Below are 25,689 nucleotides of genomic sequence, written 5' to 3'. Positions count from 1 at the left end.
ACTAGTAGGTGTCGCCTTGTCATCCTGTACTCACCTCCATACGTTCTTGGCATCCAGCGAGGATCGAGAGCTAACTTCGCAATCCCGGCAAGAATCTGAGCCTGTCGTGATGATGCCTCCTGGCGAGAACAGCACACTCGAAGAAACAGCCTACTTGATGCGCTCACCCGCAAACGCCGAGCGGTTGATCAGATCGATCGGCGAAATGCGCGCAGGAAAAGCCAAAGTCAGACATTTGATCGAAGAGTGAAAATCGTCACGACTGAACGACACATCCCACACCTCTGACAATCATCTCCACCTCACGCTCATCAATCGTCAACGGTGGCAGCAGCCGTATCGTCTTGCCCCGCGTGACGTTGATCAACAGTCCATAATCCCGCGCGGCGATCAGGGTCAGATCACGCACCGGTTGTTTCAGCTCGATCCCGATCATCAAGCCCTGCCCGCGAATCGCCAGCACATTGGGATTGTCCGCCAGCTCTGCGCGCAGGCGAGTTAATAGCCGTTCCCCCTGAATCCTGGCATTTTCCAGCAGGCCCTGTTCTTCGATGATATCCAGCACCGTGCAAGCGACCCGACACGCCAGTGGATTGCCGCCGAAGGTGCTGCCATGGCTGCCGGGCGTAAACAGATCCGCCGCCCTGCCCCGGGCCAGGCAAGCGCCGATCGGCACGCCGTTGCCCAGTCCTTTTGCCAGGGTCATGACATCCGGGACAATGCCTTCATGGTGAAAGGCGAACCAGCGCCCGGTACGGCCGATGCCGGTCTGGATTTCATCGAGCATCAATAGCCACGCATGGCGATTACACAGTTCGCGCAGGGCTTTAAGGTAACCGGGCGGCGCGAGCTGCACACCGCTTTCGCCTTGGATTGGCTCAACCAGAATCGCCACGATGCGCTCACCGTGCTTTTGCTGTACCTGCTCCAGCGCAGCGAGATCGCCGAACGGCACTTTGAGGAAATCCCCCGGCAAATCGTTGAAACCCAGGCGTACTGCCGGGCCATCGCTGGCTGACAAGGTACCAAGTGTGCGGCCGTGGAACGCGTTGGCCATGACCACCACCAGCGGCTGTTCGATGCCTTTGCGCCAGCCGTATAAACGCGCGAGTTTCAGCGCTGTTTCATTGGCCTCGGCACCGGAATTATTGAAAAACGCGCGCTCCATGCCCGACAGCTCAGTCAGCCGTTTGGCCAGTTGTTGCTGCCAGTCGATGCTGTACAGATTCGACGTGTGCAGCAGCAACCCGGCCTGCTCGCTGATCGCCGAAACGATCCGCGGGTGTGAGTGGCCGACGTTGGTCACCGCCACACCGGCCACCGCATCCAGATATTCGCGACCGGCCTGATCCCACAGGCGAGTGCCCAGGCCCTTGGTGAAGCTCAAGGCCAGTGGTTGGTAGGTGTTCATCAGGGCGGCGGTCATGACTTCAAACTCCAGTGCAGGTCGGTGTGCTGGCAGTATGGTTAGCCAGCGAAACTGGATAAACTCGGGAAAACTTCATTCATTTAAAAGCTGAGCTTGATAATGGACCTGTTCCAGTCGATGAGCGTGTACGTCAAAGTCGTCGAAGCCGGGAGCATGACGGCGGCCGCGTTGCAGTGTGACCTGTCGACGACCATGGTCGGCAATCATCTGCGCGCTCTGGAGCAACGGCTCGGCGTGCAACTGCTGCAGCGCACCACTCGACGTCAGCGGCTCACTGAATTCGGCAGCGTTTACTACCAGCGTTGTCTGGAAGTGTTGGGATTGGTCGCCGATTCCGAACGCCTCGCCGAGCAGACCCTCGATCAACCCCGGGGCATGCTGCGCCTCACCGCGCCGCTGACGTTCGGCGTTGAACGGCTGGCCCCGGCGCTCAGTGAGTTTTCCTTGCTGTATCCGCAGGTCAAACTCGACGTGGTGCTGACCAACAGCCGTCCCGATCTACTGGAGAGTGGCCTGGATGTGGCGTTTCGGCTGGGCAATTTCGAGCAGTCCAACCTGATCGCTCGGCCTTTGATCGATTACACCCTGACCGTGTGCGCCTCGCCGCACTATGTCGCCCGGCGGGGCATGCCGAAAACCCCGGAAGACCTGCAACAACACGACTGCCTGTCTTTCGCCTACCCCGCCGGCGACGACTGGCAATCGGTGGAAAAGCGCTGGCGTCTCAGTGGTCCCGATGGGGAGATCATGGTCGACGTCAGCGGGCCTATGCTGATCAACAGCTCCGCCGGGCTGCACCAGGCGGCCCGCACCGGCATGGGCATCGTGATGCTTCCGGATGCGCTGGTGGAACAAGACCTGCGCGAAGGCCGACTGGTGAAGGTCGTGGCCGATTTCCAGCCACCCAGCAGACCGATGCATCTGCTCTACGCGCCAGATCGTTATCGTTTGCCGAAATTGCGCCGGTTCGTGGAGTTTGCGATGCAGACGTGGGGGAAATCCTGACGCTGCCTACGCTGCTCTTCCATGAAAAATTGCTGACAAGGACTCGAACAGCAGATGAACAACACACCCAACGTACGTGATTTGCGGCCCGCCGAAACGCAATTGGTAAGGCAATTTCTCGGGCAGCATGGCTGGGGCCATCGCACCGGTTCAGCTGAATACTTCGCCCAGTTGATCAACAACTCTCAGCGCACCGCCGTTGCCGTCCAGGGTGGGCAGATCATCGGATTCGCTCGCGGGATCAGCGATGGTTTGTCCAACGGTTACCTGTCGATGGTGGTGGTCGATGACCAGCATCGGCGTGCAGGGATTGGCCGTGCACTGGTCGAGCACATCATGGGCGACAACCCCGATATTACGTGGGTGCTGCGGGCCGGACGCGAGGGCGCAGAGGCTTTTTTTGCCAGCCTGGGTTTTGAAACCTCGGTGATTGCCATGGAACGGCCGCGCCGGAAATAGTGCACGCCGGGAAAAAACTCGACCGGCAGACCGTTGCTCCGTGACAACGCCGCCGCGCTCCCCTAAATTAGTCGGCCTGAAAAAGCCCTCGGTTTTCTCATCTCCACTCAAGTTAAAAAAGTAGTGAAATTTCAATGTCCGATTTCAACACCGCTGAATCCGTAGTCACCGAATCGTCCAAAGCGGAATACGAAAACTCCATCAATCTTTCACAACACCTGCCACAAGCCAAAATCATCAGCGAGATGGTCCTGGACGCGTTCCAGTCGACCCGCGAAAGCGACCAGATCCGCGAGCTGCGCGCGGCGATCCGTCAGGCTCACGACAGTTTCGATGACGACAAGGCCTACGAGCTGATGGGCGAACTCAAGGCGCTGAAAGACGCCGAAGCCGCCGACCTCGCCGCCCTTGAAGACCTCAGCAGCAAGTTCTCGATCGGCCGCATCCTGTCCAGCTTCAAGGACGATCCGGCGTTCCAGGAAATCGTTTACGGCCTCGCGCTGAAAGTGCTGAACCAGACCCATCAGGCGATCAGCAATCCGAGCGGCGGCAAGAGCAAGGCTGCGAAGAAGAAAGAAGTCGAAATCTTCACCATCAGCAAGGACGGCATCAGCGTGACCCTGCCACTGCGCACGCCACGCTCGCGCCTGAACGTTGACCGTGCAGCGCTGGAGTTCCTCGGTTTCACCTTCGTTGGTGAAGGCGAAGAAGCGGAGCTGGAAAGCGAAGTCTTCGTCGACAACGCGGGTACCGAACAGGCAGTGAACCGCAAGAACATCATTACCGCGCTGCAACAGCAGACTGCGTTTGATGGGTACAGCATCGCCGCGCAGTAATCGCGCAGCCGCTGAACGAAAAAGCCCCGCACTGAGATTCAGGCGGGGCTTTTTGTTGTCCGGCTTGGGATTTGTGAGGTGGCGAAAATCCTCGCCCCTCATCGGAACGCCGCCCGCCCAGCCCTCTCCCGAGGGAGAGGGAGCTGATCGGGAGATATTCAAGAGATGCACCGAAATGAAAGTGCGGTGCCGAATCCACAATCGCCTCAATCTCTCAGGTCGATGTATAGCGCAACACACCTCGGTCAGTCCCCTCTCCCAAGGGAGAGGGAGCCGATTTGCGGATATTGTGGAAGTTCGCCGAAATGAAAGTGCGGTGCCGAATCCACAATCGCCTCGACCTCTCAGGTCGATGTATAGCGCAAGACACCTCGGTCAGTCCCCTCTCCCTCCGGGAGAGGGTTAGGGTGAGGGCAAACCGCTAAACCACCCTCAAGCCGAAGGATGCAACGCTACAATCATGTCCACTTCAATCGCTGCGTTCTTCGGCAACTGATACACACCGACCGTGGTGCGCGTGTGCCGACCGGCATCGCCGAGCACATGACTGAACACGTCCGACGCACCGTTGGCCACTTCACTCAGGTCAACGAAATCCGGCGTCGACTTCACGTAAACAGTGACCCGCAACAACGCCTTGATCTTGTCCAGCGAACCCACCGCATCGACGATCAGCGCCAGGCAACGCATCGCACTGATGCTCGCGGCGGCTTGCGCATCCTTGAGGGTCAGCTCCAGTCCGACGCGACCCGGGTACTGAATCTTGCCGTTAGTGCGCGGCACCATACCGCTGATGTACAGCTCATCATGATGTCGGATCAGCGGCGCGTAATTGCCGCCGGCGGTGTTCTCACCATAGATGTCGTAGTTCAGCTCTTGGGCCAGGGCAATAAAACGCTCGTCGCAGGTCATCCTCTCAGTCATTTCGCCCAGCCTTTTGATCAGTGCATGAAGAAGCTCGAATCACGGCAGTAAAACACCGAAAAAATGGCTTGGTGCTATCACTGTCGGGGTTGGATCCAAATCTAGGGGTTTTGAACTCCACTCGCAACCCTCACCCTAGCCCTCTCCCATAGGGAGAGGGAACCGAACGCAGGATATTGACGACATACACCGACCTGAACGCACTTTACCGAATCCATAATCGCCACGACTTTGCAGGTCGGCGGTGGACTCGAGACAACTCGATCGGCCCCCTCTCCCTCTGGAAGAGGGCTGGGCGGGCGGCGTTCCGATGAGGGGCTTTACGCCAGGCAACAAAAAACCCCGCACATCTCTCAATGTGCGGGGTTTTTCTTCAAGCCTTTGAGCCTTACGGCGCGTACGTCAGCAGCAGCTCTGCGGGCACCTTGAAGTCCAGGGACATCATGACGCTCAACGCAGTGATGGTGAAGATCGAGAACACGAACAGCTTGCGTGCCCAGACCGTGTCATCCACCGCTTTGTAGCCGGTCCAGGCCATGTACAACCAGTACATGCCCATGGCCGCGGCGACGGCGAGGTAGCTCATGCCGGCGTAACCGCTGAAGGTCAGCATCAAGGTCGCTACGAGGAACGCCAGGATGTAGAGCAGGATGTGCTTCTTGGCCACTTGAATCCCGCGCTTCACTGGCAACACCGGAATCGATGCGGCCAGGTAATCGTTGAAGCGGAAGATCGCGATGGCGTAGGAATGCGGCATCTGCCACAGGCTGAACATCACCAGCAACGTCAGCGCGGCCATGTCGAAGCTGTTGGTTACGGCGACGTAACCGATCACTGGCGGCATGGCGCCCGACAGACTGCCCACCAGCGTGCCGTGAACCGACTTGCGCTTGAGGTACAGGCTGTAGAAGCCGACGTAGATGATGAAGCCGATCACCGCGAACAAAGCGGCCAACGGATTGGCCACCTTGTACAACAACGCAACGCCGAGAACACCAAGGATGGTCGCGTAGACCAGGGCCAGTTTCAGGGAGATCAAGCCCTGCACCAGCACCCGGTTCTTGGTGCGTTCCATCTTCAGGTCGATGTCGCGGTCGATGCAGTTGTTGAACACGCAACCGGAGGCAACAACCAGGGATGTACCGATCATGGCAGCCAGAAACACCGCCAGATCGACATGCCCTTTCGAGGCCAGGAAGAACCCGCCTGCCACAGAAAGCACGTTACCGAAAATGATCCCCGGTTTGGTGATTTGGATAAAGTGCTTGAGCGACATCGGGTCTTACCTCACTTCGCCATCATGTAGGTGTGGATGCTGAACATGATCCACAACGACAGGCCAACCAGCAGCACGATCACGATCGCCGTAAAGACGAATGCAATCACGTTGTTACGCTGAGCAATGGAACGGTCCAGGTGCAGGAAGTAATACAGGTGAACAATCACCTGGATTACTGCGAACAGCAGAACGATTGCCAGCGTGGTGGCTTTCGGCAGGCTCGGGTACATCACCAGACCGAATGGGATGACGGTCAGGATCACCGACAGGATGAAGCCAATGGCGTACGACTTTACGCTGCCGTGGCCAGCATCATGGCTGTCATGGGAGTGTGCATTAGCCATTACAGAGTCCCCATCAGGTAAACAACGGTGAATACGCAGATCCACACCACGTCCAGGAAGTGCCAGAACAGGCTCAGGCAGCTCAGACGGGTCTTGTTGGTCGCCGTCAGGCCGTGCTTGTTGACCTGGTACATCATGATGCCCATCCAGATCAGACCCGCCGACACGTGCAGACCGTGGGTACCGACCAGGGTGAAGAACGCGGACAGGAAGCCGGAACGACTAGGACCGAAGCCCTCGGAGATCAGCAGGTGGAACTCGTTGATCTCCATGGCGATAAAGCCTGCGCCGAGCAGGAAGGTCATGAACAACCAACCCAGTACCGCCTGCTTCTTGCCTTTGTACAACGCCAGCATGGCGAAGCCGTAGGTGATCGAACTGAACAACAGCAGAGCGGTTTCGCCCAGCACGTATGGCAGTTCGAAGATGTCGTGGCCCGACGGGCCACCGGCGACGTTGTTTACCAGTACTGCGTAGACCGCGAAGATCGACGCAAACAGAATGCAGTCGGTCATCAGGTAGAGCCAGAAACCGTATACGGTCATCTCGCCCGAGTCGTGGTGATGGTCATCGTGCCCATGGTCACCATGGGCGTGTCCAACATTGGTCACTAAGTTCGACATGGTTTAAGCCTGTTCCAACGAGGTTTCAACACGGGTGGCACCGGCCGGGATTTTCCCTGCCGCGACCAGACGCTTGTGCTGCTCGGCTTCGATACGCTCGATCGTTTCAACCGGAACCATATAGCCCTGGTCGTCACGTGCAGCGTGGATCACGAAGTAGATGACGGTGCCGGCCAGGCTGGCGATCGCCAACCACCAGATGTGCCAGATCATCGCGAAACCGAAGACGGTCAACAGTGCGCCCATCACCACGCCAGTGGCGGTGTTGTTCGGCATGTGGATCGGCTCGTACTTGGCCGGACGCTGGTACGCAGTACCGTTTTCCTTGGCTTCAGTGAACGGGTCGATGCAGTCAGCCTTTGGCAGCACAGCAAAGTTGTAGAACGGAGGTGGCGACGAGGTCGACCATTCCAGGGTGTGTGCATTCCACGGGTCACCGTGATCGCAAACGTTCTCTGGCTTGTTGCGGTCACGCACCGACACGTACAGCTGGATCAGCTGGCAGGCGATACCGACAGCGATCATCACCGCACCGAACATGGCAACGTACAGGTACGGTACCCACTCAGGGTTGGTGGTAGCGTTCAGACGACGGGTCATGCCCATGAAGCCCAGTGCATAGAGCGGCATGAACGCGACGAAGAAGCCCGAGATCCAGAACCAGAACGCTGCTTTACCCCAGCCTTCGTGCAGCTTGAAGCCGAACGCTTTCGGGAAGTAGAACGCGAAACCAGCGATGTAACCGAATACCGCACCGCCGATGATCACGTTGTGGAAGTGCGCGATCACGAACAGGCTGTTGTGCAGAACGAAGTCAGCACCCGGGATGGCCAGCAGTACGCCGGTCATGCCGCCGATGGCGAAGGTCACCATGAAGCCCAGAGTCCACAGAACCTGGCTGGTGAAGCGCAGACGGCCCTGGTAGATGGTGAACAGCCAGTTGAATAGCTTCACACCCGTCGGGATGGAAATCAGCATCGTCGCCAGACCGAAGAAGGCGTTGACGCTGGCACCCGAACCCATGGTGAAGAAGTGGTGCAGCCAAACCATGAAGCCCAGTACCGAGATCGCGCCCGAAGCGTAGATCATCGAGTGGTGGCCGAACAGTTTCTTGCCGGTGAAGGCCGAGATCACTTCCGAGAAGATGCCGAATGCCGGCAGGATCAGGATGTAAACCTCAGGGTGGCCCCAGGCCCAGAACAGGTTGACGTACATCATTGGATTGCCACCAAGTTCATTGGTGAAAATGTGGAAATCCATGTAACGGTCAAGGGTCAGCAGTGCCAGGGTAGCGGTCAGGATCGGGAACGAAGCCACGATCAGAACGTTTGCCCAGGTGCAGGTCCAGGTGAAGATCGGCATGTCCATCAGTTTCATGCCAGGGGTACGCATTTTCAGTACGGTCGCGAGGAAGTTAACCCCCGTTAACGTCGTACCTAACCCGGATAGCTGTAGCGCCCAGATGTAGTAGTCCATGCCCACGCCAGGGCTGTATTGCAGACCCGACAATGGTGGATAGGCAACCCAACCGGTCTTGGCGAATTCGCCGACGCCCAGGGACAGGTTGATCAGTACTACGCCGGATACCAGCAGCCAGAAGCTCAGGGAGTTCAGGAACGGGAACGCAACGTCACGCGCACCGATCTGCAGCGGCACTGCAAGGTTCATCAGGCCGGTGAAGAATGGCATCGCCATGAAGATGATCATGATCACACCGTGAGCGGTGAAGATCTGGTCATAGTGTTCAGGTGGCAGGTAGCCAGGCGAACCCTCGGTGGCCATGGCCAACTGGGTACGCATCATGATGGCGTCGGCAAAACCGCGCAGCAGCATGACCATGGCAACGATGATGTACATCACGCCGATTTTCTTGTGGTCGACCGAAGTCAGCCACTCGGTCCACAAGTAGGTCCACTTCTTGAAGTAGGTGATTGCAGCGAACAGCGCCAGACCACCGAGGGCGATCATGGCGATGGTCACCATCACGATCGGCTCGTGGAATGGGACTGCTTCCCAACTTAATTTACCAAACATCGTTTACTCCTCTGCCCCGGCAGCTGAATGCGAACTCGAGTCAATTTCCGTGGCCGCCACTTCTTTCTCTTTCTTCTCGTGCTTCAGCGGCTTGCCCGGCTTCATACCTTCGTACTTGTCGACGATGATCTGGAACTGGTTCGGCGTGACCGAGGAGTAGAGCTCGACTGGGTTGTTCTGGCTCGGTTTGGCAAGGGCCGCGTATTCAGCTTGATCAAGCTGTTTAGGTGACTTCTTGACTTCACTTACCCAGGCGTCGAAATCTTCCTGAGTGGTGGAGATAGCTTTGAACTTCATGCCGGTGAAACCCGCGCCACTGTAGTTGGCGGAGATACCGTCCATCTCAGCGTTGCGGTCAGCGATCAGGTGCAGTTTGGTCTGCATGCCCGCCATCGCGTAGATCTGGCCGCCCAGACCCGGGATGAAGAACGAGTTCATCACAGCGTCAGAGGTGATCTTGAAGTTGATTGGCGTGTGCGCCGGGAACACGATCTTGTTGACCGTGGCAATGCCTTGTTCCGGGTAGATGAACAGCCACTTCCAGTCCAGCGCAACGACTTCGATGGTCACTGGCTTGACGTCGGATTGAATCGGACGATACGGGTCCAGTTCGTGGGTCGAAATGTAGGTGATGTAACCCAGGGCAATGATGATCAGGACCGGGATGGTCCAGACTGCCACTTCGATTTTGGTCGAGTGCGACCATTTCGGGGTGTAGACGGCGTTCTTGTTCGACGCGCGGTACTTCCAGGCGAACAGGAAGGTCATGACGATAACCGGCACGACGACCAACAGCATCAGCAGGGTCGCGGTGATGATCAGGTTTCGCTGTTCCAGGCCAACCTGGCCCGTTGGATTGAGCAAGGTCATGTTGCAGCCTCCCAGCAACAACGTGCCGAGCAGCGGCACTAGGCCTAGTAATCTGGGGTACCTGTTTTTACTCATCTCACGACCTCTAAAGCAGCTTGCGCAATGCAGTTGGGTTTTGATCGCCAACACTTCACCCTGCCAAGGGTTGGCATTTTCTTTGGATTGAATAAGGGCCGCCCGTCGCGCGTCAGACGCTCGACAAAACCTGGGACAGCGGTCAGTTCTTATTCGAATTCGTGGTCAAAGGCCTTGTTACAGACCAATTCCATTTGGTGCGGAAAGTTGGAAGGCACCGACACCTGGGTGTCTTGAAAGCCTTGCGACTCACTCGACACCCGACTTCCTGCTCGCCTCCTTAATAAAGGCTGAACAGTGCCGGGAATTCAGTGCGGGCGATTGTAGATAGGTAGCGCCCTATACACCATGTCTTATCCCGAAATAATTTTTATCCGTTCGAGCAACAATCCATCGCCATTTTTGCAAAAGTTCCGCATGTTATCGAAATAGATTCTCAACAAAAACACCAAAAATTGTAGGTGTACCCGCGTCAGTTCAGACAGCTCTGAAGGCTTTTTCCGAACGCTGAAACAGCGCAAGCCCCGATAACCCAAGGCTTTTGGCCATCTGCCAGCGCTTGTTAAAACTGCCTGCTCTGGCACTCGCGTGCTAAAGCCGAAAAACCCCGAATCAGACCAATCCTTTTTTGTAACAACGGCCGATTCCGCGTCACTGAGGAGCCCTGCGACACGGCGCGTGTGACAACATGTCGCACACTTGCCGCACCCTCCCTTGCCGTCCGTCACGGTGTTTTCACAAACACTCTGAAATGCAAAACGCCCCGATATGCTGATACGCAAATCGAGGCGTTTTCTGTATCGGCCAGACTGCCGAATAGTTGACTCAGCGCAGTGCTTTTCGGTTACGCGAGGTCAGCAGCGGCACCAGAATGACCACCAGCACGAACGCCAGCAGTGCCCATTGCGCCAGCGACAGACCGAGGATCGGCGGGTAAGGCGTGGAGCAGAAACCGTCGACCTGAAAGCCCAGCGGGAAGATTTTCGCCAATGGCAGATCATCGACAATCGGCTGCAGCACATCGATGCCGCAGCTCACCGCCGGATAGAACTGGGTGTACACGTGATGCCCGGCCACACCGGCCCCGGCAATCGCACAAAGCACCACCAGCACTTCGAATACGGTGATGCTGCGACGGCTGCGCATGGCCGCGCCGATGAACGCGAACAACGCGATCAACAACAACGCATAGCGCTGCAAGATGCACAGTGGGCACGGTGCTTCACCGAGCACGATCTGCATGTACAACGCACCGCCGATCAGTGCCAGGCAGATAATGCCCAGCAGCACCAGAAAGCGCCGCTCACGTCCCAGTCGAATCGTTTCCTCGCTCATCGCGTTTCCCTTGTAAGTCCATGGTTCAGCTGGCCGGCGGCTGCGCGTGCAGTTGCGCCATCAAGCTGATGTTGTCTTCGATATGCCAATTGGCCGCGATGCGACCGTTATCAATCTGATAGATATCGGTTGCCCGGAAGTCTACACGCTGGCCCTGCCCTTTGAGAGCCTTGAACGTACCGCTGAAGTGCCCGCGAAAGTGCAGGTGCACTACCACGCGATCACCGGCGATGATCATTTGCTCGATGTCGCAACTCAAGTCCGGCACCGCCGTGCGAAAGAACTTCGACGCCAGCAACGGCCCGGTCGGCCCCTGCACCCGGCCCTCGGGTGGCGTCTGGTCGACAAACTGCGGCGACAACGCCGCCGTGGCCAACGCCTCCTCACCGGAATTCCAGAAACTGCCATAACGCCGCGCGGCCAATTCCATGGCTTCGACCTGCGCCTTGGGCAGGCTCTGATCGACGATCAGGGTCTGCGGTTTTATCAAGGCAGATTCGGCAGAAGCAAACGGGCTGGCCAGCAACGCGGCTGAAAGACCGATGGCTGCAAAACTGAAACGACGAGCGAAGGCGAAGTGCGACATGGGGCGATCCTGATCATGTAAACGAACGAGCGCCTATCATCAGCATCGGGGAATAAACGATAAACCGGTTAAGAAATGATTAACCTTTAAACACTTTTTAAGAATCAGCACCGCGTAACGGCCTTCGCGAGCAGGCTCGCTCCCACATTGATCTGCGCCGAACACAAATCCTGTGGGAGCGAGCCTGCTCGCGAATGAAGGCAACCCGGTTTCAGATCACTCCAAAGCCGCTGCAGGCCCGAAGAACTCATAACGGCTCTGCTGCTCCGGTACACCCAGCGCTTTCAAATGCCGCTTGATCGCCGCCATAAAACCCTTCGGCCCGAGGAAGTAAGCATCCACATCACGCTGAGCCGGCAACCACTCGCCCAGCAACGCCTGATCCAGCATCCCGACCTTGTCCGCCGCCGGGCTGACACCGTCATCTTCGGCATAGCAGTAAAACCGTTTGAGTTGCGGATGACGCGCCGCCAGCTCATCAATCCAGTCACGGAACGCATGCACGCGGCCATTGCGCGCGCAGTGGATAAAGTGCACCGGCCGCTCGGTTTCCAGCGCTGCTTCGAGCATCGCCAGAGTCGGCGTGATGCCAACGCCGCCGCTGATCAGCACCAACGGTTTGTCGCTCGCAGCCAAGGTGAACTCACCCGATGGCGGGAACAACTGGATGCTGGCGCCAACCTGCAGTTGATCGTGCAAGTGATTGGACGCACGGCCACCCGGTTCGCGTTTGACGCTGATGCGGTACTGACCGTTGTTGGCCAGTGCCGACAACGAATAATTGCGGCGGATTTCTTCACCGTCGAGGATCAGCTTCATGCCGATGTACTGACCCGGTTCGGCCGCGAGGATCGGGCCTTTATCAGCAGGTTCGAAGTAGAACGAAATGATCTCCGCGCTCTCCTCGACCTTGGCCGCGACGATGAACTCGCGCGCACCACGCCAGCCGCCAACGGCGTGTTCTTTCTGGTCGTAGATTGCGGTTTCGGCGCCGATCAGGATGTCAGCTAACTGGCCATACGCCGCGCCCCAGGCACTCATCACTTCCGGTGTGGCGATCTCTTCGCCGAGCACTTCGGAAATCGCCCGCAACAGGCAGGCGCCGACGATTGGGTAGTGTTCCGGAAGGATCTGCAGGGCGACGTGCTTGTTGATGATTTTCGCCACCAGATCGCCCAACTGGTCGAGCTGATCGATGTGCCGCGCATACATCAATACGCCGTTAGCCAAGGCGCGGGGCTGGTCACCGCTGGCCTGGTGCGCCTGGTTGAACAGCGGGCGAACTTCCGGGTATTCAGAGAGCATCATGCGGTAGAAGTGCGTGATCAGCGCTTCACCGCCGCTTTCCAGCAGAGGCACGGTGGATTTGACGATGGCACGATCCTGGACGCTAAGCATAAGGTTGACTCCTGAGCTTCTTGGAAAAGTTACCTAAGAGTCATCAGTATTCATGCCAACTTTTTTATTCATATAAATCAATAGCTTGAGATTTAAGTAGTCATAAAGACTCAGAGCACCTTATAGTCATCCGGACTACATCTTGTCTCTTTGACTACAAGACCATGACCGCCAAATCCCTGCTCACCGCCCTGCTGCCTCTCGTCTCCGACCTGTCTCGCGAACTGCCCGAGGGCGAGCGCTACCGACGCCTGCTCGAAGCCATGCGCGCCTTGCTGCCCTGCGATGCGGCGGCGTTGTTGCGCCTCGACGGCGAAGCACTGGTGCCGCTGGCGGTGGACGGCTTGAGCACCGACACCCTTGGCCGGCGCTTCAAAGTCAGTGAGCATCCGCGCTTCGAGATTCTGCTGAGCGGTGTCGGCCCCACGCGATTCGCCGCCGACAGCGACTTGCCCGATCCTTACGACGGTTTGGTCGACGGCCTCGACGAACACCTCGAAGTTCACGATTGCCTCGGCTGTCCTTTATTTGTCGATGAAAAACTCTGGGGGTTGATCACCCTCGACGCCCTCGACCCCGAGCGTTTCGAACCGATCGAACTCGACGCCCTGCAAGCTTTCGCCAGCCTCGCCTCGGCCACGGTCAACGCCGCCGAACGCATTCAACGCCTGGCCAATCGCGCAGAAGACGAACATCAGCGCGCCGAGGTTTATCGCCAGGCCAGCGGTCAGCAGAACCGCGAGATGATCGGCCAGAGCAAGGCGCTGAAAAAACTGGTTGAGGAAATCAATCTGGTCGGCGGCAGCGATCTGACCGTGTTGATCACCGGCGAAACCGGCGTCGGCAAAGAACTGGTCGCCCAAGCGATCCACGCCGCCTCACCGCGCGCCGACAAACCGATCATCAGCCTCAACTGCGCCGCGTTGCCGGATACGCTGGTAGAAAGCGAACTGTTCGGCCACGTGCGCGGCGCCTTCACCGGCGCCACCAGTGACCGGCGCGGCAAGTTCGAACTGGCCAATGGCGGCACGCTGTTTCTCGATGAAGTCGGTGAGTTGTCGCTGACCGTACAGGCCAAGTTGTTGCGCGTGTTGCAGAGTGGTCAATTGCAGCGTTTGGGGTCGGATAAGGAGCATCAGGTCGATGTGCGCCTGATTGCCGCGACCAACCGCGACCTGGCGGAAGAAGTGCGCAGTGGTCGCTATCGCGCCGACTTCTATCATCGCCTCAGCGTGTACCCGCTGCGCGTGCCGGCGCTGCGTGATCGCGGCCGCGATGTATTGCTGCTCAGCGGTTTTTTCCTCGAACAGAATCGCTCGCGCATGGGCCTCAACAGCCTGCGCCTGAACAGCGACGCCCAGGAAGCACTGCTCGCCTACACTTGGCCGGGCAACGTGCGCGAGCTGGAACACTTGATCGGACGCAGTGCGCTGAAAGCGTTGGGCAACTGCAAGGTGCGGCCGAAGATCCTCAGTTTGAGCGCGGCGGATCTGGACTTACCGCGTGAGGTTGTGGATAACTCGGTTGAGTCTGTTGTTGGTGCGGTGACCGAGATGCCGTTGATCAGTGGGGATTTGCGCAGTGCGACCGAGCAGTATCAGCGGAGGTTGATCAGTGCGGCGCTGGAACGCAATCAGGATAACTGGGCGAGTGCGGCGCGGGAGTTGGGGCTGGATCGGGCGAATCTTGGGCGGATGGCCAAGCGGTTGGGGATGAAGAGCTAAAAGCACACCCTCACCCTAGCCCTCTCCCTGAGGGAGAGGGCTAGGGTGAGGTGTCTTGCGCCATACGCCGACCTGAAATATCGAGTCGATTATGGATTCGGCAGAGCAGGTTCAGGTCGGTGAATTACTACAATATTCCCCGATCGGCCCCCTCTCCCTCTGGGAGAGGGCTGGGCGGGCGGCGTTCCGATGAGGGGCTTTGGCTTTTGATTGAAACGCCACCCGACAACTAACCTAAAGCCCAACCTTTTGACGCCGATAACCCGGCATCAATAGTTTCTGGCGATTTCCACCCTCGCCCACCACCTTTCCACAGAAGGTTCATATGTCCTCCACCAAAGCCCGCGCAGATTCACTTTCGCTTCTGCTGTTTACCTTGCGCAGCGGCAAGCTGATGGCGATCAACCTGCTGAAAGTCAGTGAAATCATCCCCTGCCCGCCGCTGACCAAGCTGCCGGAATCGCACCCGCATGTGAAAGGCATCGCCACGTTGCGCGGCGCCTCGCTGTCGGTCATCGACCTCAGCCGCGCCATCGGCGAGCGCCCGCTGGAAGACCCCAACGGCGGTTGCCTGATCGTCACCGACGTCAGCCGTTCGAAGCAGGGCCTGCACGTCCAGGCTGTGAGCAAAATCGTTCATTGCCTGACCACCGACATCAAACCGCCGCCGTTCGGTTCCGGCGGTTCGCGCGCCTACATCACCGGCGTGACCTCGGTGGACGGCACGCTGGTGCAGGTGCTCGACATCGAAAAGGTTATCCACAGCATCGCCCCGGCACAGATCGAAATGGCCCCGACCGACCTGACCATGGAAGACGCCGAAGTGCTCGGCAATGCGCGGATTCTGGTGGTCGACGACAGCCAGGTGGCGCTGCAGCAATCGGTGCACACCCTGCGCAACCTCGGCCTGCAATGCCACACCGCACGCAGTGCCAAGGAAGCCATTGACTGCCTGCTCGACCTGCAAGGCACCGCGCAGCAAATCAACCTGATCGTCTCCGACATCGAAATGTCCGAGATGGACGGCTACGCCTTCACCCGCACTCTGCGTGAAACGCCGGACTTCGCCCATCTGTACGTGCTGCTGCACACCTCGCTCGACAGCGCAATGAACAGCGAGAAAGCGCGCCTGGCCGGGGCGAACGGCGTGCTGACCAAGTTCTCCTCGCCGGAACTGACCCACTGCCTGATCGAAGCGGCCAAACACGTCGCGGCACACGGGCACTGAGTCTTGGTCGAGACGTATTGTTTTTTGATGCGGCGCGACCTCGGTAAGGACGCGCCGGATGCGCCTTGGCCACAGGACATTGAACTGCGCACGTACTCCGTCGAACTGGCGGCGGACGTGCATCATTTGATGCAACTGGGCTACCGCGAAGGCGGCGGCCGAGTGCCGGCGCTGGACGCTTGGCAGCAGCAATTCGAGAGCAATCCTGAATACGATCCGTCGTTGTGCTTTATTGCCCACGATGGCGACGGCGTGGTCGGTGTGGCGCAATGCTGGACCAGCGCCTATATCAAGAATCTGGTGGTGCATCCGCGCATGCAGGGCCGAGGACTGGGTCGGGCGTTGTTGCTCCATGCATTCAAGGTGTTTCAGCAACGGCGCGAAGGGTTTGTAGATCTGAAGGTGCTGGAGGACAACCATCGCGCGCAGCGTTTATATGAAAGTGCCGGGATGTATGTGGTCCGCCGGGAACTGGTGCCGGACTGATTAAAGTCAAAAGATCGCAGCCTTCGGCAGCTCCTACAGGGAACCGCATATCCATGTAGGAGCTGCCGAAGGCTGCGATCTTTTAACGGTGTCCCAGGCAACAAAACTCTTTAGGCACACTCCAACCTTGGCCACCCACGACCAAGGATGCCCCCCATGAAAGCGCTCACCCTCAGCCTGCTCTGCCTCACCGCCCTCGCGTCCCAGGCCCACGCCTCCAGCCCCGATGCCTGGGCCGCCTACGACAAAACCGTGCTCGCCAGTTGCAGCAAAGCCAGCGGCCTGAAAAACGCCAAACCCGTCGGCACGCCCGCGCAATTCGATGACCGCGTCGGCTACACCGCCGTTTTGCTGCAAGGCCAATACCCGCAAAAACACATGAAAGGCCAGCAAGGCACCGAGCTGTGCCTGTACAACAAAAAATCGAAAACTGCTTTCGTCACCGAGTGGGACTCGATCCGTCCGACCGGCAAAACCCAGTGAATGGCGCATAACTTGCTTCGATCCAGGCCTGTGCGGTGGTTTTCCGCCACCGTTTCACACCCTGATTGAAGACAGATCGCTCAATGAATACGACGTTTTCCTGCGTAGGCTGCGGCAAATGCTGCACCGATCACCATGTCCCCCTGACCTTGGCCGAAGCCCGCATGTGGGCGGCGGATGGCGGCCAGGTGATCGTGCTGGTGGAGGCTTTTCTCGGCAATGGTCTGGGCTTGCCAGCGCAACAGCGTGAGCACGCTGAACGGCGTTCGGCGGTGGTGCGCAGCGGTGTCACGAATGCCCACGTGGCGATTACCTTCGCCGCGTACAACGTCGGCCCTTGCCGGAATCTTGACGAAGACAAGTTGTGCCGGATCTACGAGCGGCGGCCACTGGTGTGTCGCATCTATCCGGCGGAAATCAACCCGCATATCCCGCTCAACCCTGCCGCCAAGGATTGCCCGCCGGAGTCCTGGCAACAGGGGCCAGTGTTGATTGCCGGTGGCGAGTTGGTGGATCAGGAACTGGTGGAGTTGATTCAACGCTCGCGCCAGGCGGATCGGGATGACATCGGCATCAAGGATGCGATTTGCGCGATGCTCGGGATTCGCACCACGGCGTTGAAGGGTGACGGGTTTACAGCGTATTTGCCGAATATGAGCGCTTTTGCTTCGGTGATTGATCAGGTCACCGCGCAACCGCTGACGACGACTCCGAGTGAGTGGGTATTTCATTTGTCCGGGGATGATGTGGCCGGGCAAGTGTTGGCGGCCGGGGCACAGGTGGTGACTGAACCGGCGCAGACGTATGCGTTTATCTCGCTGCGGGCGGCTTGATCGGGGTTTTGCAGCGATCGAACCGGCCTCATCTTTAGCACGCTAGCTCCCACAGGTATCTCGGGCGTTCACATAATTTGTGTACGACACAGAACCCTGTGGGAGCTGGCTTGCCAGCGAAAGGTCCGGCACGGGCAGTATCAGTCGCCGCGTTGAACGCAGGCGGGATTAAAACTCAGCGCTTGCCCATCGAACGACGGGTACCCGGCGGCGCCATGCCCGGGGTCTTGGTGTGGCCATTCTTGGCGCCGTTCTTGTACCACGGCTGGTTCGAGCCTTTGGCAGAGGCCAGCTCGCCCGGCTTGAATGGAAATTTGAACGCCGGGATTTCGGCTTTGGTATCGCTGGTGTCGGCCAGTTCAGCCGGGACATCGCTCACAGCGTCGTCAACCGGCGGCAGGGTCGGGGAAGTCATAAAAGCTCCGGAAAGCAAAAAGTCGGGCCCGATCAGTGAGCCGCGAAGGCGCGCAGTATACCTGTGCGCCATCGCTCGGCACCTGAAGATTTGCAACGCACGCCGAACGGTTTACAGGTAACTGATGATGACAATGCCTTTGTCAGTCGAGGTCTTCAGCGTTTCGTAGCGCATGGAAATCGGCAGCGCCTGATGACTGCAGACGTTGCGCTCAGTGTCGACATCGACTTTCACGCCGGGCTTGATTTCGATCTGGCGAGACTCACGAGACGCAAACGCCCCGACCGGTCCGACCTGACAGCCAGAATCAACGATTTGCCCGGTAAAGCGGATCTCACCGGATTGGCTGGCAGGCGCTGCAAACGTAGTGAGTGGAAGCAAGAGGAGCACAGATGGCAGAGCGGTTTTCAGCTTCATTTCAAGACACTCCCGGGGTGGACGGCCCAGAGAGATTTGGGCCGTGCGCGGCCTGAGCCATACAAGCTGTATCCGCTCATAGAGGCGGATCTTTAAGAGATTAGTCAGGATCGCAAGCCGTGCCGAATGTCAGTTCATTCGTTGCTGGACGTTACTCAACAATTGCGAGGTGCTTTCCAACAACTGCGCCAGAAGCGCGTCATCCTCATCCATATACCCTTCGTATTCCGCGAGATTGCGCCGCTCATGACACAGCGCGAACAATCGCACCTGAACCTTGCTGATATGCGCCGTATGCACCAGGCACTGAAAGACCAGATAGCGTTTATCTGATCGATAGCCACTCAATCGAAGCGCCGTCAGCGCCAACGCGTGCGCTGCGTTATAAGCCAAGTCGAAACGGCTGGAAAAAGACAACGTAGAAGTTTGCGCATCCTTGAGCCGGTCCACGGCCGAGCGCATCAAGCCCTCACACTCCTTGCGATCCGGCGGCTCCGCTTTCAGCCCACCGCTACGTAGAAGATTCTCCAGACTCTCGTTGCTGCCCATCCTTGGACTCCAAAGGGTTTGCCCCTAACAGATCGATTTTTTCCTGCTGCACTACCCGCACGACAAAGCTGTTTTGCGCAGCCAGTTTCGCCGTCCAGTCTTGCGGGGTGTAAAGCGTGGGGTTGATGGGACGACCCAATTGCTCCTCCATAGGCATGAGCAGTTCCATGACGTCACTGTAGTGCAGGCCTTCGCCAATCAGCATGAGATCAATGTCACTGAGTGTGTTTGCTGTGTCCTTGGCGACGGAGCCATAGACAAACGCCCAGGTGATCTGCTCGGTAAATGGCTGCAATGCCTGACGCAGAGGCTCGGCGATGCCAAACGTCTTGCGGGCGATGCCCAGTAGTTCGGCATAGATGGGACAGGTGGGATTGGCCTGGTAATGGTTCTGATTACCCACCCTTTTCATGCGCAACACACCGGCTCGCTGCAGACGGTCGAGTTCACGCATGAGACTGCCTTTGCCAACACGCGCCCAGCGCGCGATCTCATTGGCATAGAAAGTCTGGTCAGGCTTACCGAACAGCAGACCCAACACTTTTTGTTGAGTGGTGGTAAACAGCGCTTCGCTTAGAGAGATAGTTTCCACTGTGAAGGCCAAAGAGTCCCAAAAAGGGAACGATAGGTCCCTTTTTGGGACTTATCAACCTTGCGAATATTTCCAGAGACAGCGGCCACAGAACAATCGCCATCGCAAACAGGCTCACACCTACATTTGGATGCGATCCCCTTGTAGGAGCGAGCCTGCTCGCGAAGAACGATGATGCGGTGCTCAGACGGATTACGTTTGCGGATCAACCCGATCCAGCGCCCGGGTTACCGCCAACTCGGCGAGCATGACGATCTGCTGGATCGCCAGCGCCGTACTGCGCTGCGGGCGACTGAGCTGATCAGCCAGATCACCGGCCATGACATTGGCTGAAGCCAGCGATTCACAGGCGTGGGCGAGCAGGCTTTCAGTGTCGATGTCCGGGTGGATGAGGAACATCGTACTGGGCTGACGCGGTTTGACCGGTTCGGGACAGAGGTAGAAATCGAGAGCGCGTTTGATGGCTTCGCGGGTTTTGAGCTGGTCGTCGGCGCGGATGGCGTCTTCGAGTGGGGTGGTGGGATCGATGGGTGGATCGGGTACGGGCTTAGTCATGGAATGTTCCTAATCAAAGCCAACACATGCCGTTTCTCACGCGGCGGAGTGGTGGCAGCTATGTGCGGAGTGAGAAACCGGTAGGAACAAGCCCGGCCGAACCGAAGTTCGCCCGCACACAGCCGCCATAAAAATTGCAGGGCAGCAAATAGCCGGCGGCAATTATGGTGGTACTGGTGTTGGATTAACAGTTCCTACGGGCTCTCACACCCGATCGCCGAGTTTTCGGCGACAACCCAAGACTAGAGAGCGCACGTCCGACGGACAACCTGAAAACCTTGTGGGAAGGTTCTGGTTATTTGACACAAATTTAAACAGCCAAAAGCCAACCCTCACCCTAGCCCTCTCCCAGAGGGAGAGGGGACTGACCGAGGTGTTTGGGAGAGGTACACCGACGTGAAATACCGCGTTGAACTCAGGTTTTGAAACGCCCGAAAATCGGCTCCCTCTCCCTCGGGAGAGGGCTGGGGTGAGGGGCAAATCCACCACAAATCCAAAGCCGACCACGCCCCGCTCTTCACCACTCAATAGGCCGAGTGTCAGCTCGCCTGCTCTTGATCTTGACCCACGGGCGACGTCGGAAGGCTGAGTGGAGGGATTGATCCGGGCGTGGGAGCGCAGCGACCGTTTGGCGCAGCCAAACACAGCGAGAGGAGGTGCAGCGAAGCAAACCGTAGGCGCTGCGCCCGGATCGATCCCGCAGCGAAGGAACCCCGAGCCCCAGCGAGCGGGCCGCACGTAGGAGCAAGCCTTTTTGGTTACTTTTTCGGCGTCTGGAAAAAGTGACCCGCCGTAAGGGCGGAACCGTAATCAGCAACACCCGCAACAACGGATATGTACACAACGAAACTGACAGCGCCGACAGCTAGCCGTCACCCTCCTGACCCCCAAACAAGTTTATAACTACCCAACCTGCCCAAACTCCAAACCTCCGGCGCCCACCCCGCATGCGAATCCAAAAGAACAAAGCCCTGCTCGCCACCCTATTGATCGTCCTCGCAGGCGCAGGTCTGTGGTACGCCCTGAAACCCGCCCCGACCAAACTCGCCACCCCCACCGCAATCCCCGTGCGAGTCATAGCGGTCAGCGAAAAAGACGTCCCCCGCTACACCAGCGGCATCGGCTCCGTACTCTCATTACACAGCGTCGTCGTGCGCCCCCAGATCGACGGCATCCTCACCAAAATCCTCGTAAAAGAAGGCCAACTCGTCAAAGCAGGCGACCTGCTGGCCACCATCGACGACCGCTCCATCCGCGCCAGCCTCGACCAGGCCCGCGCCCAACTGGGCGAAAGCCAGGCGCAACTGCAAGTCGCCCTGGTCAACCTCAAACGCTACAAACTGCTCACCGTCGACGACGGCATCTCGAAACAGACCTACGACCAGCAACAAGCCCTGGTCAACCAGTTGAAGGCCACCGCCCAAGGCAACCAAGCCTCGATCGACGCCGCGCAAGTACAACTTTCCTACACGCAAATCCGCTCCCCGGTCACCGGCCGCGTCGGTATTCGCACAGTCGACGAAGGCAACTTCCTGCGCATGACCGACACCGCCGGCCTGTTCACCGTCACCCAGATCGACCCGATCGCCGTCGAATTCTCCCTGCCGCAGCAAATGCTGCCGACCCTGCAAGGCCTGATCAACGATCCGCAGCGCGCACCGGTCAAGGCCTACATCGGCGCCGACACCGATGGCGAAACCGGCAACCTGCTCGGCGAAGGTCACCTGACCCTGATCGACAACCAGATCAACGCCAACACCGGCACCATCCGCGCCAAAGCCGAATTCGACAACGCCAGCCAGAAGCTCTGGCCCGGCCTGCTGGTCACGGTAAAAATCCAGACAGCCCTCGACAAAGATGCGCTGGTCGTCCCGCCCACCGTTGTACAACGTGGCCTCGACCAACACTTCGTTTACCGGGTCAACGGCGACAAGGTCGAAGCCGTGCAAGTGCAGATGGTTTATCAAGGCAGCGGTCAGGACATCATCAAAGGCGTGAAGGCCGGTGACGTGCTGGTCACCGATGGCCAGTCGCGGCTTAAACCGGGTTCAACGGTGCAAGTCATGAGCGAGCCGGCGCAGGTGGTGCAAGCGGAGCCGAAACCATGAAGGCGCACAAAGGCGTCTCGACGTGGTGCATCGATCACCCGGTCGCAACCATTCTGCTGACCATCGCGCTGGTGCTGGTCGGTTTGATTGCCTTCCCGCGTTTACCGATTGCCCCACTGCCGGAAGCGGAATTTCCGACGATTCAGGTGTCCGCGCAGTTGCCCGGCGCCAGCCCCGACACCATGGCCTCGTCCGTGGCCACGCCGCTGGAGGTGCAATTCAGCGCCATCCCCGGCATGACCCAGATGACCTCCAGCAGTGCGCTCGGCTCCAGCCTGCTGACCCTGCAGTTCACCCTCGATAAAAGCATCGACACCGCCGCCCAGGAAGTCCAAGCGGCGATCAACACCGCCGCCGGCAAACTGCCCAAGGACATGCCGACCCTGCCGACTTGGAAGAAGGTCAACCCGGCCGACAGCCCGGTACTGATCCTCAGCGTCAGTTCGACGCAAATGCCCGGCACCGAACTCAGCGATCTGGTGGAAACCCTGCTCTCGCGTCAGATCAGTCAGATCGACGGCGTAGGCCAAATCAACATCACCGGTCAGCAACGTCCGGCGATTCGCGTACAAGCCTCGGCGGACAAACTGGCGGCGATCGGCCTGACCCTCGCCGACATTCGACTGGCGATTCAGCAGACCAGCCTCAACCTCGCCAAAGGTGCGCTGTACGGTGAATCGAGTATCTCGACGTTGTCGACCAACGACCAGTTGTTCCATCCCGAGGACTACAGCCAACTCATCGTTTCCTACAAGGACGGCGCCCCGGTTCACCTGCGTGATGTCGCCAAAGTCGTCAACGGTTCGGAAGATGCCTACGTGCAAGCGTGGGCCGGTGATCAACCCGGGGTGAACTTGGTGATCTCGCGTCAACCGGGCGCGAACATCGTTGAAACCGTCGACCGCATTCAAGCCGCCCTGCCCGGCCTCGAAGCGATGCTGCCGGCCTCGGTGCAGGTGAAAACCCTGATCGACCGCACCCAGACCATTCGTGCCTCGCTGCATGAGGTCGAGATCACCCTGTTGATCGCGATCCTGCTGGTGGTCGCGGTGATGGCACTGTTCCTGCGTCAGTTGTCGGCAACCCTGATTGTTTCGGCAGTACTCGGCGTGTCGTTGATCGCCAGTTTCGCCCTGATGTACATCCTCGGATTCAGCCTGAACAACCTGACGCTGGTGGCGATCGTGGTGGCCGTGGGATTTGTGGTCGACGATGCCATCGTGGTGGTGGAAAACATCCACCGCCATCTGGAGGCCGGCGACGATATGCGCGAAGCGGCGATCAAGGGCGCCGGCGAGATCGGCTTCACCGTGGTCTCGATCAGTTTCTCGCTGGTGGCGGCGTTTATTCCGTTGCTGTTCATGGGCGGTGTGGTCGGGCGGCTGTTCAAGGAATTCGCCCTGACGGCGACCTCGACCATCATGATTTCCGTGGTGGTCTCGCTGACTCTGGCTCCAACGTTGGCCGCGCTGTTCATGCGCAAACCGGTGCACCACGCCCACGCCAAACCGGGCTTCAGCGAACGTCTGCTCGGCTGGTACGAGAAAGGTCTGCGCCGCGCCCTCGCCCATCAGAAATTGATGATTGGCGTGTTCGGTCTGTCGCTGGCGCTGGCCATCGGCGGTTACATCTTTATCCCGAAAGGTTTCTTCCCGGTGCAGGACACCGGTTTCGTCCTCGGCACCACCGAAGCCGCTGCGGATATTTCCTACGGCGACATGGTGAAAAAACATCTGGCGATGGCCGAAATCGTCGCCGCCGATCCGGCGGTGCAAGCGTTTTCCCACTCGGTCGGCGTGTCCGGCAGTAACCAGACCATCGCCAACGGCCGCTTCTGGATCGCCCTGAAAAAACGCGGCGACCGTGACGTCAGCGCCAGCCAGTTCATCGACCGTATCCGCCCGCAACTGATGAAAGTCCCCGGCATCGTTCTCTATCTGCGCGCTGGCCAGGACATCAACCTCAGCTCCGGCCCGAGCCGCGCGCAATATCAGTACGTGCTGAAGAGCAACGACGGCGCGACCCTCGCGACATGGACGCAACGCCTCACGGAAAAACTGCGCAGCAACCCGGCGTTCCGCGACATCTCCAACGACCTGCAACTGGGCGGCAGCATCACCCACATCAGCATCGACCGCAGCGCCGCCGCCCGTTTCGGCCTGACCGCCAGCGATGTCGACGAGGCGCTGTACGATGCCTTCGGGCAACGGCAGATCAATGAATTCCAGACTCAGGTCAACCAGTACAACGTGATTCTGGAGCTGGACACCAAACAACGCGGCAAGGCCGAAAGCCTCAACTATTTCTACCTGCGCTCACCGCTGAGTGGCGAGATGGTGCCGCTGTCAGCGCTGGCCAAATTCGATGCGCCAACCATTGGCCCACTGTCGATCGCCCATGACGGCATGTTCCCGGCCGCCAACCTGTCGTTCAACCTCGCGCCCGGCGTAGCGTTGGGTGATGCGGTGATTCTGCTCAATCAGGCCAAGGCCGAGATCGGCATGCCGACGGCGATCAGCGGCAATTTCCAGGGTGCGGCGCAGGCGTTCCAGAGTTCGCTGGCCAGTCAGCCGTGGCTGATTCTCGCGGCGCTGGTGGCGGTGTACATCATTCTCGGAGTGCTTTATGAAAGCTTCGTGCACCCGCTGACGATCATTTCGACATTGCCGGCGGCGGGTTTGGGCGCAGTGATCATGCTATGGATCTGCGGCCAGGACTTTTCGATCATGGCGTTGATCGGCCTGGTGTTACTGATCGGTATCGTCAAGAAGAACGGCATCCTGATGATCGACTTCGCGCTCGAAGCGCAGCGCCACCGAGGTCTGTCGCCGCAGGAGGCGATTTTCGAAGCGTGCATCACGCGGTTCCGGCCGATCATCATGACCACCCTCGCCGCCCTGCTTGGCGCGCTGCCGCTGATGCTCGGTTACGGCACCGGCGCCGAACTGCGCCAGCCGTTGGGGATCGCGGTGGTCGGCGGTTTGCTGGTCAGCCAGATGCTGACGTTGTTTACCACTCCGGTCATATACTTGTGGCTTGAGCGGCTGTTCCACCGGCCCAAACCGATGCCCTCACCGGCATTGGCGACCACAGACTGAGGCA

The 25,689-nt window shown here is 58.7% G+C and carries 26 protein-coding genes; 11 read left to right on the top strand and 15 right to left on the bottom strand.

Going from position 1 to position 25,689, the window contains the following annotated elements; translation table 11 throughout:
- Positions 1-46 precede the first annotated feature (46 nt).
- The gene (locus tag ACM6JQ_RS01760) at positions 47-250 is read left to right on the top strand and encodes a prevent-host-death protein (protein WP_081498753.1); all 204 of its coding nucleotides are present in this window, start codon (positions 47-49) and stop codon (positions 248-250) included.
- 6 nt (positions 251-256) lie between these two features.
- On the opposite strand, the gene ACM6JQ_RS01755 is transcribed toward ACM6JQ_RS01760, so the two are convergent.
- Positions 257-1,426, bottom strand: a complete 1,170-nt coding sequence (locus ACM6JQ_RS01755; RefSeq protein ID WP_414893128.1) for an aspartate aminotransferase family protein — start codon at positions 1,424-1,426, stop codon at positions 257-259.
- Positions 1,427-1,528: 102 nt separating this feature from the next.
- On the opposite strand from ACM6JQ_RS01755, the gene ACM6JQ_RS01750 reads away from it, so the two are divergent.
- From ACM6JQ_RS01750 to ACM6JQ_RS01740, 3 genes are all read left to right on the top strand, one after another.
- Positions 1,529-2,434: a LysR family transcriptional regulator gene (locus tag ACM6JQ_RS01750; RefSeq protein WP_007916933.1), complete on the top strand. Its 906-nt coding sequence runs from the start codon at positions 1,529-1,531 to the stop codon at positions 2,432-2,434.
- 54 nt (positions 2,435-2,488) lie between these two features.
- The gene (locus ACM6JQ_RS01745) at positions 2,489-2,893 is read left to right on the top strand and encodes a GNAT family N-acetyltransferase (RefSeq protein ID WP_414893127.1); all 405 of its coding nucleotides are present in this window, start codon (positions 2,489-2,491) and stop codon (positions 2,891-2,893) included.
- 134 nt (positions 2,894-3,027) lie between these two features.
- The gene (locus ACM6JQ_RS01740) at positions 3,028-3,729 is read left to right on the top strand and encodes a hypothetical protein (protein WP_007949995.1); all 702 of its coding nucleotides are present in this window, start codon (positions 3,028-3,030) and stop codon (positions 3,727-3,729) included.
- A 432-nt stretch (positions 3,730-4,161) separates the two neighbouring features.
- On the opposite strand, the gene ACM6JQ_RS01735 is transcribed toward ACM6JQ_RS01740, so the two are convergent.
- The 9 genes from ACM6JQ_RS01735 to hmpA all read right to left on the bottom strand — a co-directional run bounded on the left by ACM6JQ_RS01735 (position 4,162) and on the right by hmpA (position 13,197).
- Positions 4,162-4,653, bottom strand: a complete 492-nt coding sequence (locus tag ACM6JQ_RS01735) for a RidA family protein (RefSeq protein ID WP_007916938.1) — start codon at positions 4,651-4,653, stop codon at positions 4,162-4,164.
- A 388-nt stretch (positions 4,654-5,041) separates the two neighbouring features.
- Positions 5,042-5,929 carry a heme o synthase gene (gene cyoE, locus ACM6JQ_RS01730; RefSeq protein ID WP_007916939.1) on the bottom strand — a complete coding sequence of 296 codons (888 nt, stop codon included), beginning with the start codon at positions 5,927-5,929 and terminating at the stop codon, positions 5,042-5,044.
- Between the two features lie 11 nt (positions 5,930-5,940).
- Positions 5,941-6,276, bottom strand: coding sequence for a cytochrome o ubiquinol oxidase subunit IV (gene cyoD, locus ACM6JQ_RS01725; protein WP_007916940.1), 336 nt, complete (start codon positions 6,274-6,276; stop codon positions 5,941-5,943).
- Complete coding sequence (gene cyoC / locus ACM6JQ_RS01720; protein ID WP_007916943.1) at positions 6,276-6,899, bottom strand: cytochrome o ubiquinol oxidase subunit III; 624 nt, start codon at positions 6,897-6,899, stop codon at positions 6,276-6,278. The genes cyoD and cyoC overlap by 1 nt, the downstream gene beginning before the upstream one ends.
- A 3-nt stretch (positions 6,900-6,902) precedes the next feature.
- Entirely contained in the window at positions 6,903-8,933 is a 2,031-nt protein-coding gene (gene cyoB / locus ACM6JQ_RS01715) for a cytochrome o ubiquinol oxidase subunit I (RefSeq protein WP_007916945.1), read from the bottom strand.
- Between the two features lie 3 nt (positions 8,934-8,936).
- Entirely contained in the window at positions 8,937-9,878 is a 942-nt protein-coding gene (gene cyoA, locus ACM6JQ_RS01710) for a ubiquinol oxidase subunit II (protein WP_007916947.1), read from the bottom strand.
- Positions 9,879-10,703: 825 nt separating this feature from the next.
- Entirely contained in the window at positions 10,704-11,213 is a 510-nt protein-coding gene (locus tag ACM6JQ_RS01705; RefSeq protein WP_123376543.1) for a disulfide bond formation protein B, read from the bottom strand.
- 25 nt (positions 11,214-11,238) lie between these two features.
- Complete coding sequence (locus tag ACM6JQ_RS01700) at positions 11,239-11,799, bottom strand: ester cyclase (protein WP_007916950.1); 561 nt, start codon at positions 11,797-11,799, stop codon at positions 11,239-11,241.
- Positions 11,800-12,015: 216 nt separating this feature from the next.
- Positions 12,016-13,197 (bottom strand): NO-inducible flavohemoprotein, encoded by a 1,182-nt coding sequence (gene hmpA, locus ACM6JQ_RS01695; protein WP_123376545.1) that lies wholly within the window; start codon positions 13,195-13,197, stop codon positions 12,016-12,018.
- A 164-nt stretch (positions 13,198-13,361) separates the two neighbouring features.
- On the opposite strand from hmpA, the gene norR reads away from it, so the two are divergent.
- The 5 genes from norR to ACM6JQ_RS01670 all read left to right on the top strand — a co-directional run bounded on the left by norR (position 13,362) and on the right by ACM6JQ_RS01670 (position 17,951).
- Positions 13,362-14,921, top strand: coding sequence for a nitric oxide reductase transcriptional regulator NorR (gene norR / locus ACM6JQ_RS01690; RefSeq protein ID WP_414893126.1), 1,560 nt, complete (start codon positions 13,362-13,364; stop codon positions 14,919-14,921).
- Between the two features lie 325 nt (positions 14,922-15,246).
- Complete coding sequence (locus ACM6JQ_RS01685; protein ID WP_008084803.1) at positions 15,247-16,149, top strand: chemotaxis protein CheV; 903 nt, start codon at positions 15,247-15,249, stop codon at positions 16,147-16,149.
- Positions 16,150-16,176: 27 nt separating this feature from the next.
- Positions 16,177-16,635, top strand: coding sequence for a GNAT family N-acetyltransferase (locus ACM6JQ_RS01680; protein WP_414893125.1), 459 nt, complete (start codon positions 16,177-16,179; stop codon positions 16,633-16,635).
- 156 nt (positions 16,636-16,791) lie between these two features.
- The gene (locus ACM6JQ_RS01675) at positions 16,792-17,118 is read left to right on the top strand and encodes a hypothetical protein (RefSeq protein WP_414893124.1); all 327 of its coding nucleotides are present in this window, start codon (positions 16,792-16,794) and stop codon (positions 17,116-17,118) included.
- An 83-nt stretch (positions 17,119-17,201) separates the two neighbouring features.
- Entirely contained in the window at positions 17,202-17,951 is a 750-nt protein-coding gene (locus ACM6JQ_RS01670) for a YkgJ family cysteine cluster protein (RefSeq protein WP_414893123.1), read from the top strand.
- Between the two features lie 175 nt (positions 17,952-18,126).
- On the opposite strand, the gene ACM6JQ_RS01665 is transcribed toward ACM6JQ_RS01670, so the two are convergent.
- The 5 genes from ACM6JQ_RS01665 to ACM6JQ_RS01645 all read right to left on the bottom strand — a co-directional run bounded on the left by ACM6JQ_RS01665 (position 18,127) and on the right by ACM6JQ_RS01645 (position 20,479).
- Positions 18,127-18,366: a hypothetical protein gene (locus ACM6JQ_RS01665; protein WP_007916963.1), complete on the bottom strand. Its 240-nt coding sequence runs from the start codon at positions 18,364-18,366 to the stop codon at positions 18,127-18,129.
- 111 nt (positions 18,367-18,477) lie between these two features.
- Positions 18,478-18,783 (bottom strand): type 1 fimbrial protein, encoded by a 306-nt coding sequence (locus ACM6JQ_RS01660; protein ID WP_414893122.1) that lies wholly within the window; start codon positions 18,781-18,783, stop codon positions 18,478-18,480.
- A 129-nt stretch (positions 18,784-18,912) separates the two neighbouring features.
- A complete protein-coding gene (locus ACM6JQ_RS01655) occupies positions 18,913-19,332 on the bottom strand; it encodes a hypothetical protein (protein ID WP_007916967.1) in 420 nt (139 codons plus the stop codon).
- A complete protein-coding gene (locus ACM6JQ_RS01650) occupies positions 19,295-19,924 on the bottom strand; it encodes a nucleotidyltransferase domain-containing protein (protein ID WP_007916969.1) in 630 nt (209 codons plus the stop codon). Before ACM6JQ_RS01650 ends, ACM6JQ_RS01655 begins: the two co-directional genes overlap by 38 nt.
- 192 nt (positions 19,925-20,116) lie before the next feature.
- The gene (locus ACM6JQ_RS01645; protein ID WP_095112405.1) at positions 20,117-20,479 is read right to left on the bottom strand and encodes a DUF6124 family protein; all 363 of its coding nucleotides are present in this window, start codon (positions 20,477-20,479) and stop codon (positions 20,117-20,119) included.
- Between the two features lie 947 nt (positions 20,480-21,426).
- On the opposite strand from ACM6JQ_RS01645, the gene ACM6JQ_RS01640 reads away from it, so the two are divergent.
- Together ACM6JQ_RS01640 and ACM6JQ_RS01635 are read left to right on the top strand one after the other, a co-directional pair.
- Positions 21,427-22,587: an efflux RND transporter periplasmic adaptor subunit gene (locus ACM6JQ_RS01640; RefSeq protein WP_007916974.1), complete on the top strand. Its 1,161-nt coding sequence runs from the start codon at positions 21,427-21,429 to the stop codon at positions 22,585-22,587.
- Positions 22,584-25,685, top strand: a complete 3,102-nt coding sequence (locus ACM6JQ_RS01635; RefSeq protein ID WP_414893121.1) for a multidrug efflux RND transporter permease subunit — start codon at positions 22,584-22,586, stop codon at positions 25,683-25,685. Before ACM6JQ_RS01640 ends, ACM6JQ_RS01635 begins: the two co-directional genes overlap by 4 nt.
- The last annotated feature ends 4 nt before the right edge of the window (positions 25,686-25,689 follow it).

This window comes from Pseudomonas sp. IT-232MI5, assembly GCF_949767845.1.
In the GTDB taxonomy this organism is placed as follows: domain Bacteria; phylum Pseudomonadota; class Gammaproteobacteria; order Pseudomonadales; family Pseudomonadaceae; genus Aquipseudomonas.
Note: the sequence above shows the minus strand (reverse complement) of the source record. Positions and strands in the feature narration are given on the sequence as shown.

Excerpts from the sequence above, each read along its gene's own strand:
- ACM6JQ_RS01755 (WP_414893128.1), bottom strand. The coding sequence starts at position 1,426 with ATGACCGCCGCCCTGATGAACACCTACCAACCACTGGCCTTGAGCTTC.
- ACM6JQ_RS01750 (WP_007916933.1), top strand. The coding sequence starts at position 1,529 with ATGGACCTGTTCCAGTCGATGAGCGTGTACGTCAAAGTCGTCGAAGCC.
- ACM6JQ_RS01745 (WP_414893127.1), top strand. The coding sequence starts at position 2,489 with ATGAACAACACACCCAACGTACGTGATTTGCGGCCCGCCGAAACGCAA.
- ACM6JQ_RS01740 (WP_007949995.1), top strand. The coding sequence starts at position 3,028 with ATGTCCGATTTCAACACCGCTGAATCCGTAGTCACCGAATCGTCCAAA.
- ACM6JQ_RS01735 (WP_007916938.1), bottom strand. The coding sequence starts at position 4,653 with ATGACTGAGAGGATGACCTGCGACGAGCGTTTTATTGCCCTGGCCCAA.
- cyoE (WP_007916939.1), bottom strand. The coding sequence starts at position 5,929 with ATGTCGCTCAAGCACTTTATCCAAATCACCAAACCGGGGATCATTTTC.
- cyoD (WP_007916940.1), bottom strand. The coding sequence starts at position 6,276 with ATGGCTAATGCACACTCCCATGACAGCCATGATGCTGGCCACGGCAGC.
- cyoC (WP_007916943.1), bottom strand. The coding sequence starts at position 6,899 with ATGTCGAACTTAGTGACCAATGTTGGACACGCCCATGGTGACCATGGG.
- cyoB (WP_007916945.1), bottom strand. The coding sequence starts at position 8,933 with ATGTTTGGTAAATTAAGTTGGGAAGCAGTCCCATTCCACGAGCCGATC.
- cyoA (WP_007916947.1), bottom strand. The coding sequence starts at position 9,878 with ATGAGTAAAAACAGGTACCCCAGATTACTAGGCCTAGTGCCGCTGCTC.
- ACM6JQ_RS01705 (WP_123376543.1), bottom strand. The coding sequence starts at position 11,213 with ATGAGCGAGGAAACGATTCGACTGGGACGTGAGCGGCGCTTTCTGGTG.
- ACM6JQ_RS01700 (WP_007916950.1), bottom strand. The coding sequence starts at position 11,799 with ATGTCGCACTTCGCCTTCGCTCGTCGTTTCAGTTTTGCAGCCATCGGT.
- hmpA (WP_123376545.1), bottom strand. The coding sequence starts at position 13,197 with ATGCTTAGCGTCCAGGATCGTGCCATCGTCAAATCCACCGTGCCTCTG.
- norR (WP_414893126.1), top strand. The coding sequence starts at position 13,362 with ATGACCGCCAAATCCCTGCTCACCGCCCTGCTGCCTCTCGTCTCCGAC.
- ACM6JQ_RS01685 (WP_008084803.1), top strand. The coding sequence starts at position 15,247 with ATGTCCTCCACCAAAGCCCGCGCAGATTCACTTTCGCTTCTGCTGTTT.
- ACM6JQ_RS01680 (WP_414893125.1), top strand. The coding sequence starts at position 16,177 with ATGCGGCGCGACCTCGGTAAGGACGCGCCGGATGCGCCTTGGCCACAG.
- ACM6JQ_RS01675 (WP_414893124.1), top strand. The coding sequence starts at position 16,792 with ATGAAAGCGCTCACCCTCAGCCTGCTCTGCCTCACCGCCCTCGCGTCC.
- ACM6JQ_RS01670 (WP_414893123.1), top strand. The coding sequence starts at position 17,202 with ATGAATACGACGTTTTCCTGCGTAGGCTGCGGCAAATGCTGCACCGAT.
- ACM6JQ_RS01665 (WP_007916963.1), bottom strand. The coding sequence starts at position 18,366 with ATGACTTCCCCGACCCTGCCGCCGGTTGACGACGCTGTGAGCGATGTC.
- ACM6JQ_RS01660 (WP_414893122.1), bottom strand. The coding sequence starts at position 18,783 with ATGAAGCTGAAAACCGCTCTGCCATCTGTGCTCCTCTTGCTTCCACTC.
- ACM6JQ_RS01655 (WP_007916967.1), bottom strand. The coding sequence starts at position 19,332 with ATGGGCAGCAACGAGAGTCTGGAGAATCTTCTACGTAGCGGTGGGCTG.
- ACM6JQ_RS01645 (WP_095112405.1), bottom strand. The coding sequence starts at position 20,479 with ATGACTAAGCCCGTACCCGATCCACCCATCGATCCCACCACCCCACTC.
- ACM6JQ_RS01640 (WP_007916974.1), top strand. The coding sequence starts at position 21,427 with ATGCGAATCCAAAAGAACAAAGCCCTGCTCGCCACCCTATTGATCGTC.
- ACM6JQ_RS01635 (WP_414893121.1), top strand. The coding sequence starts at position 22,584 with ATGAAGGCGCACAAAGGCGTCTCGACGTGGTGCATCGATCACCCGGTC.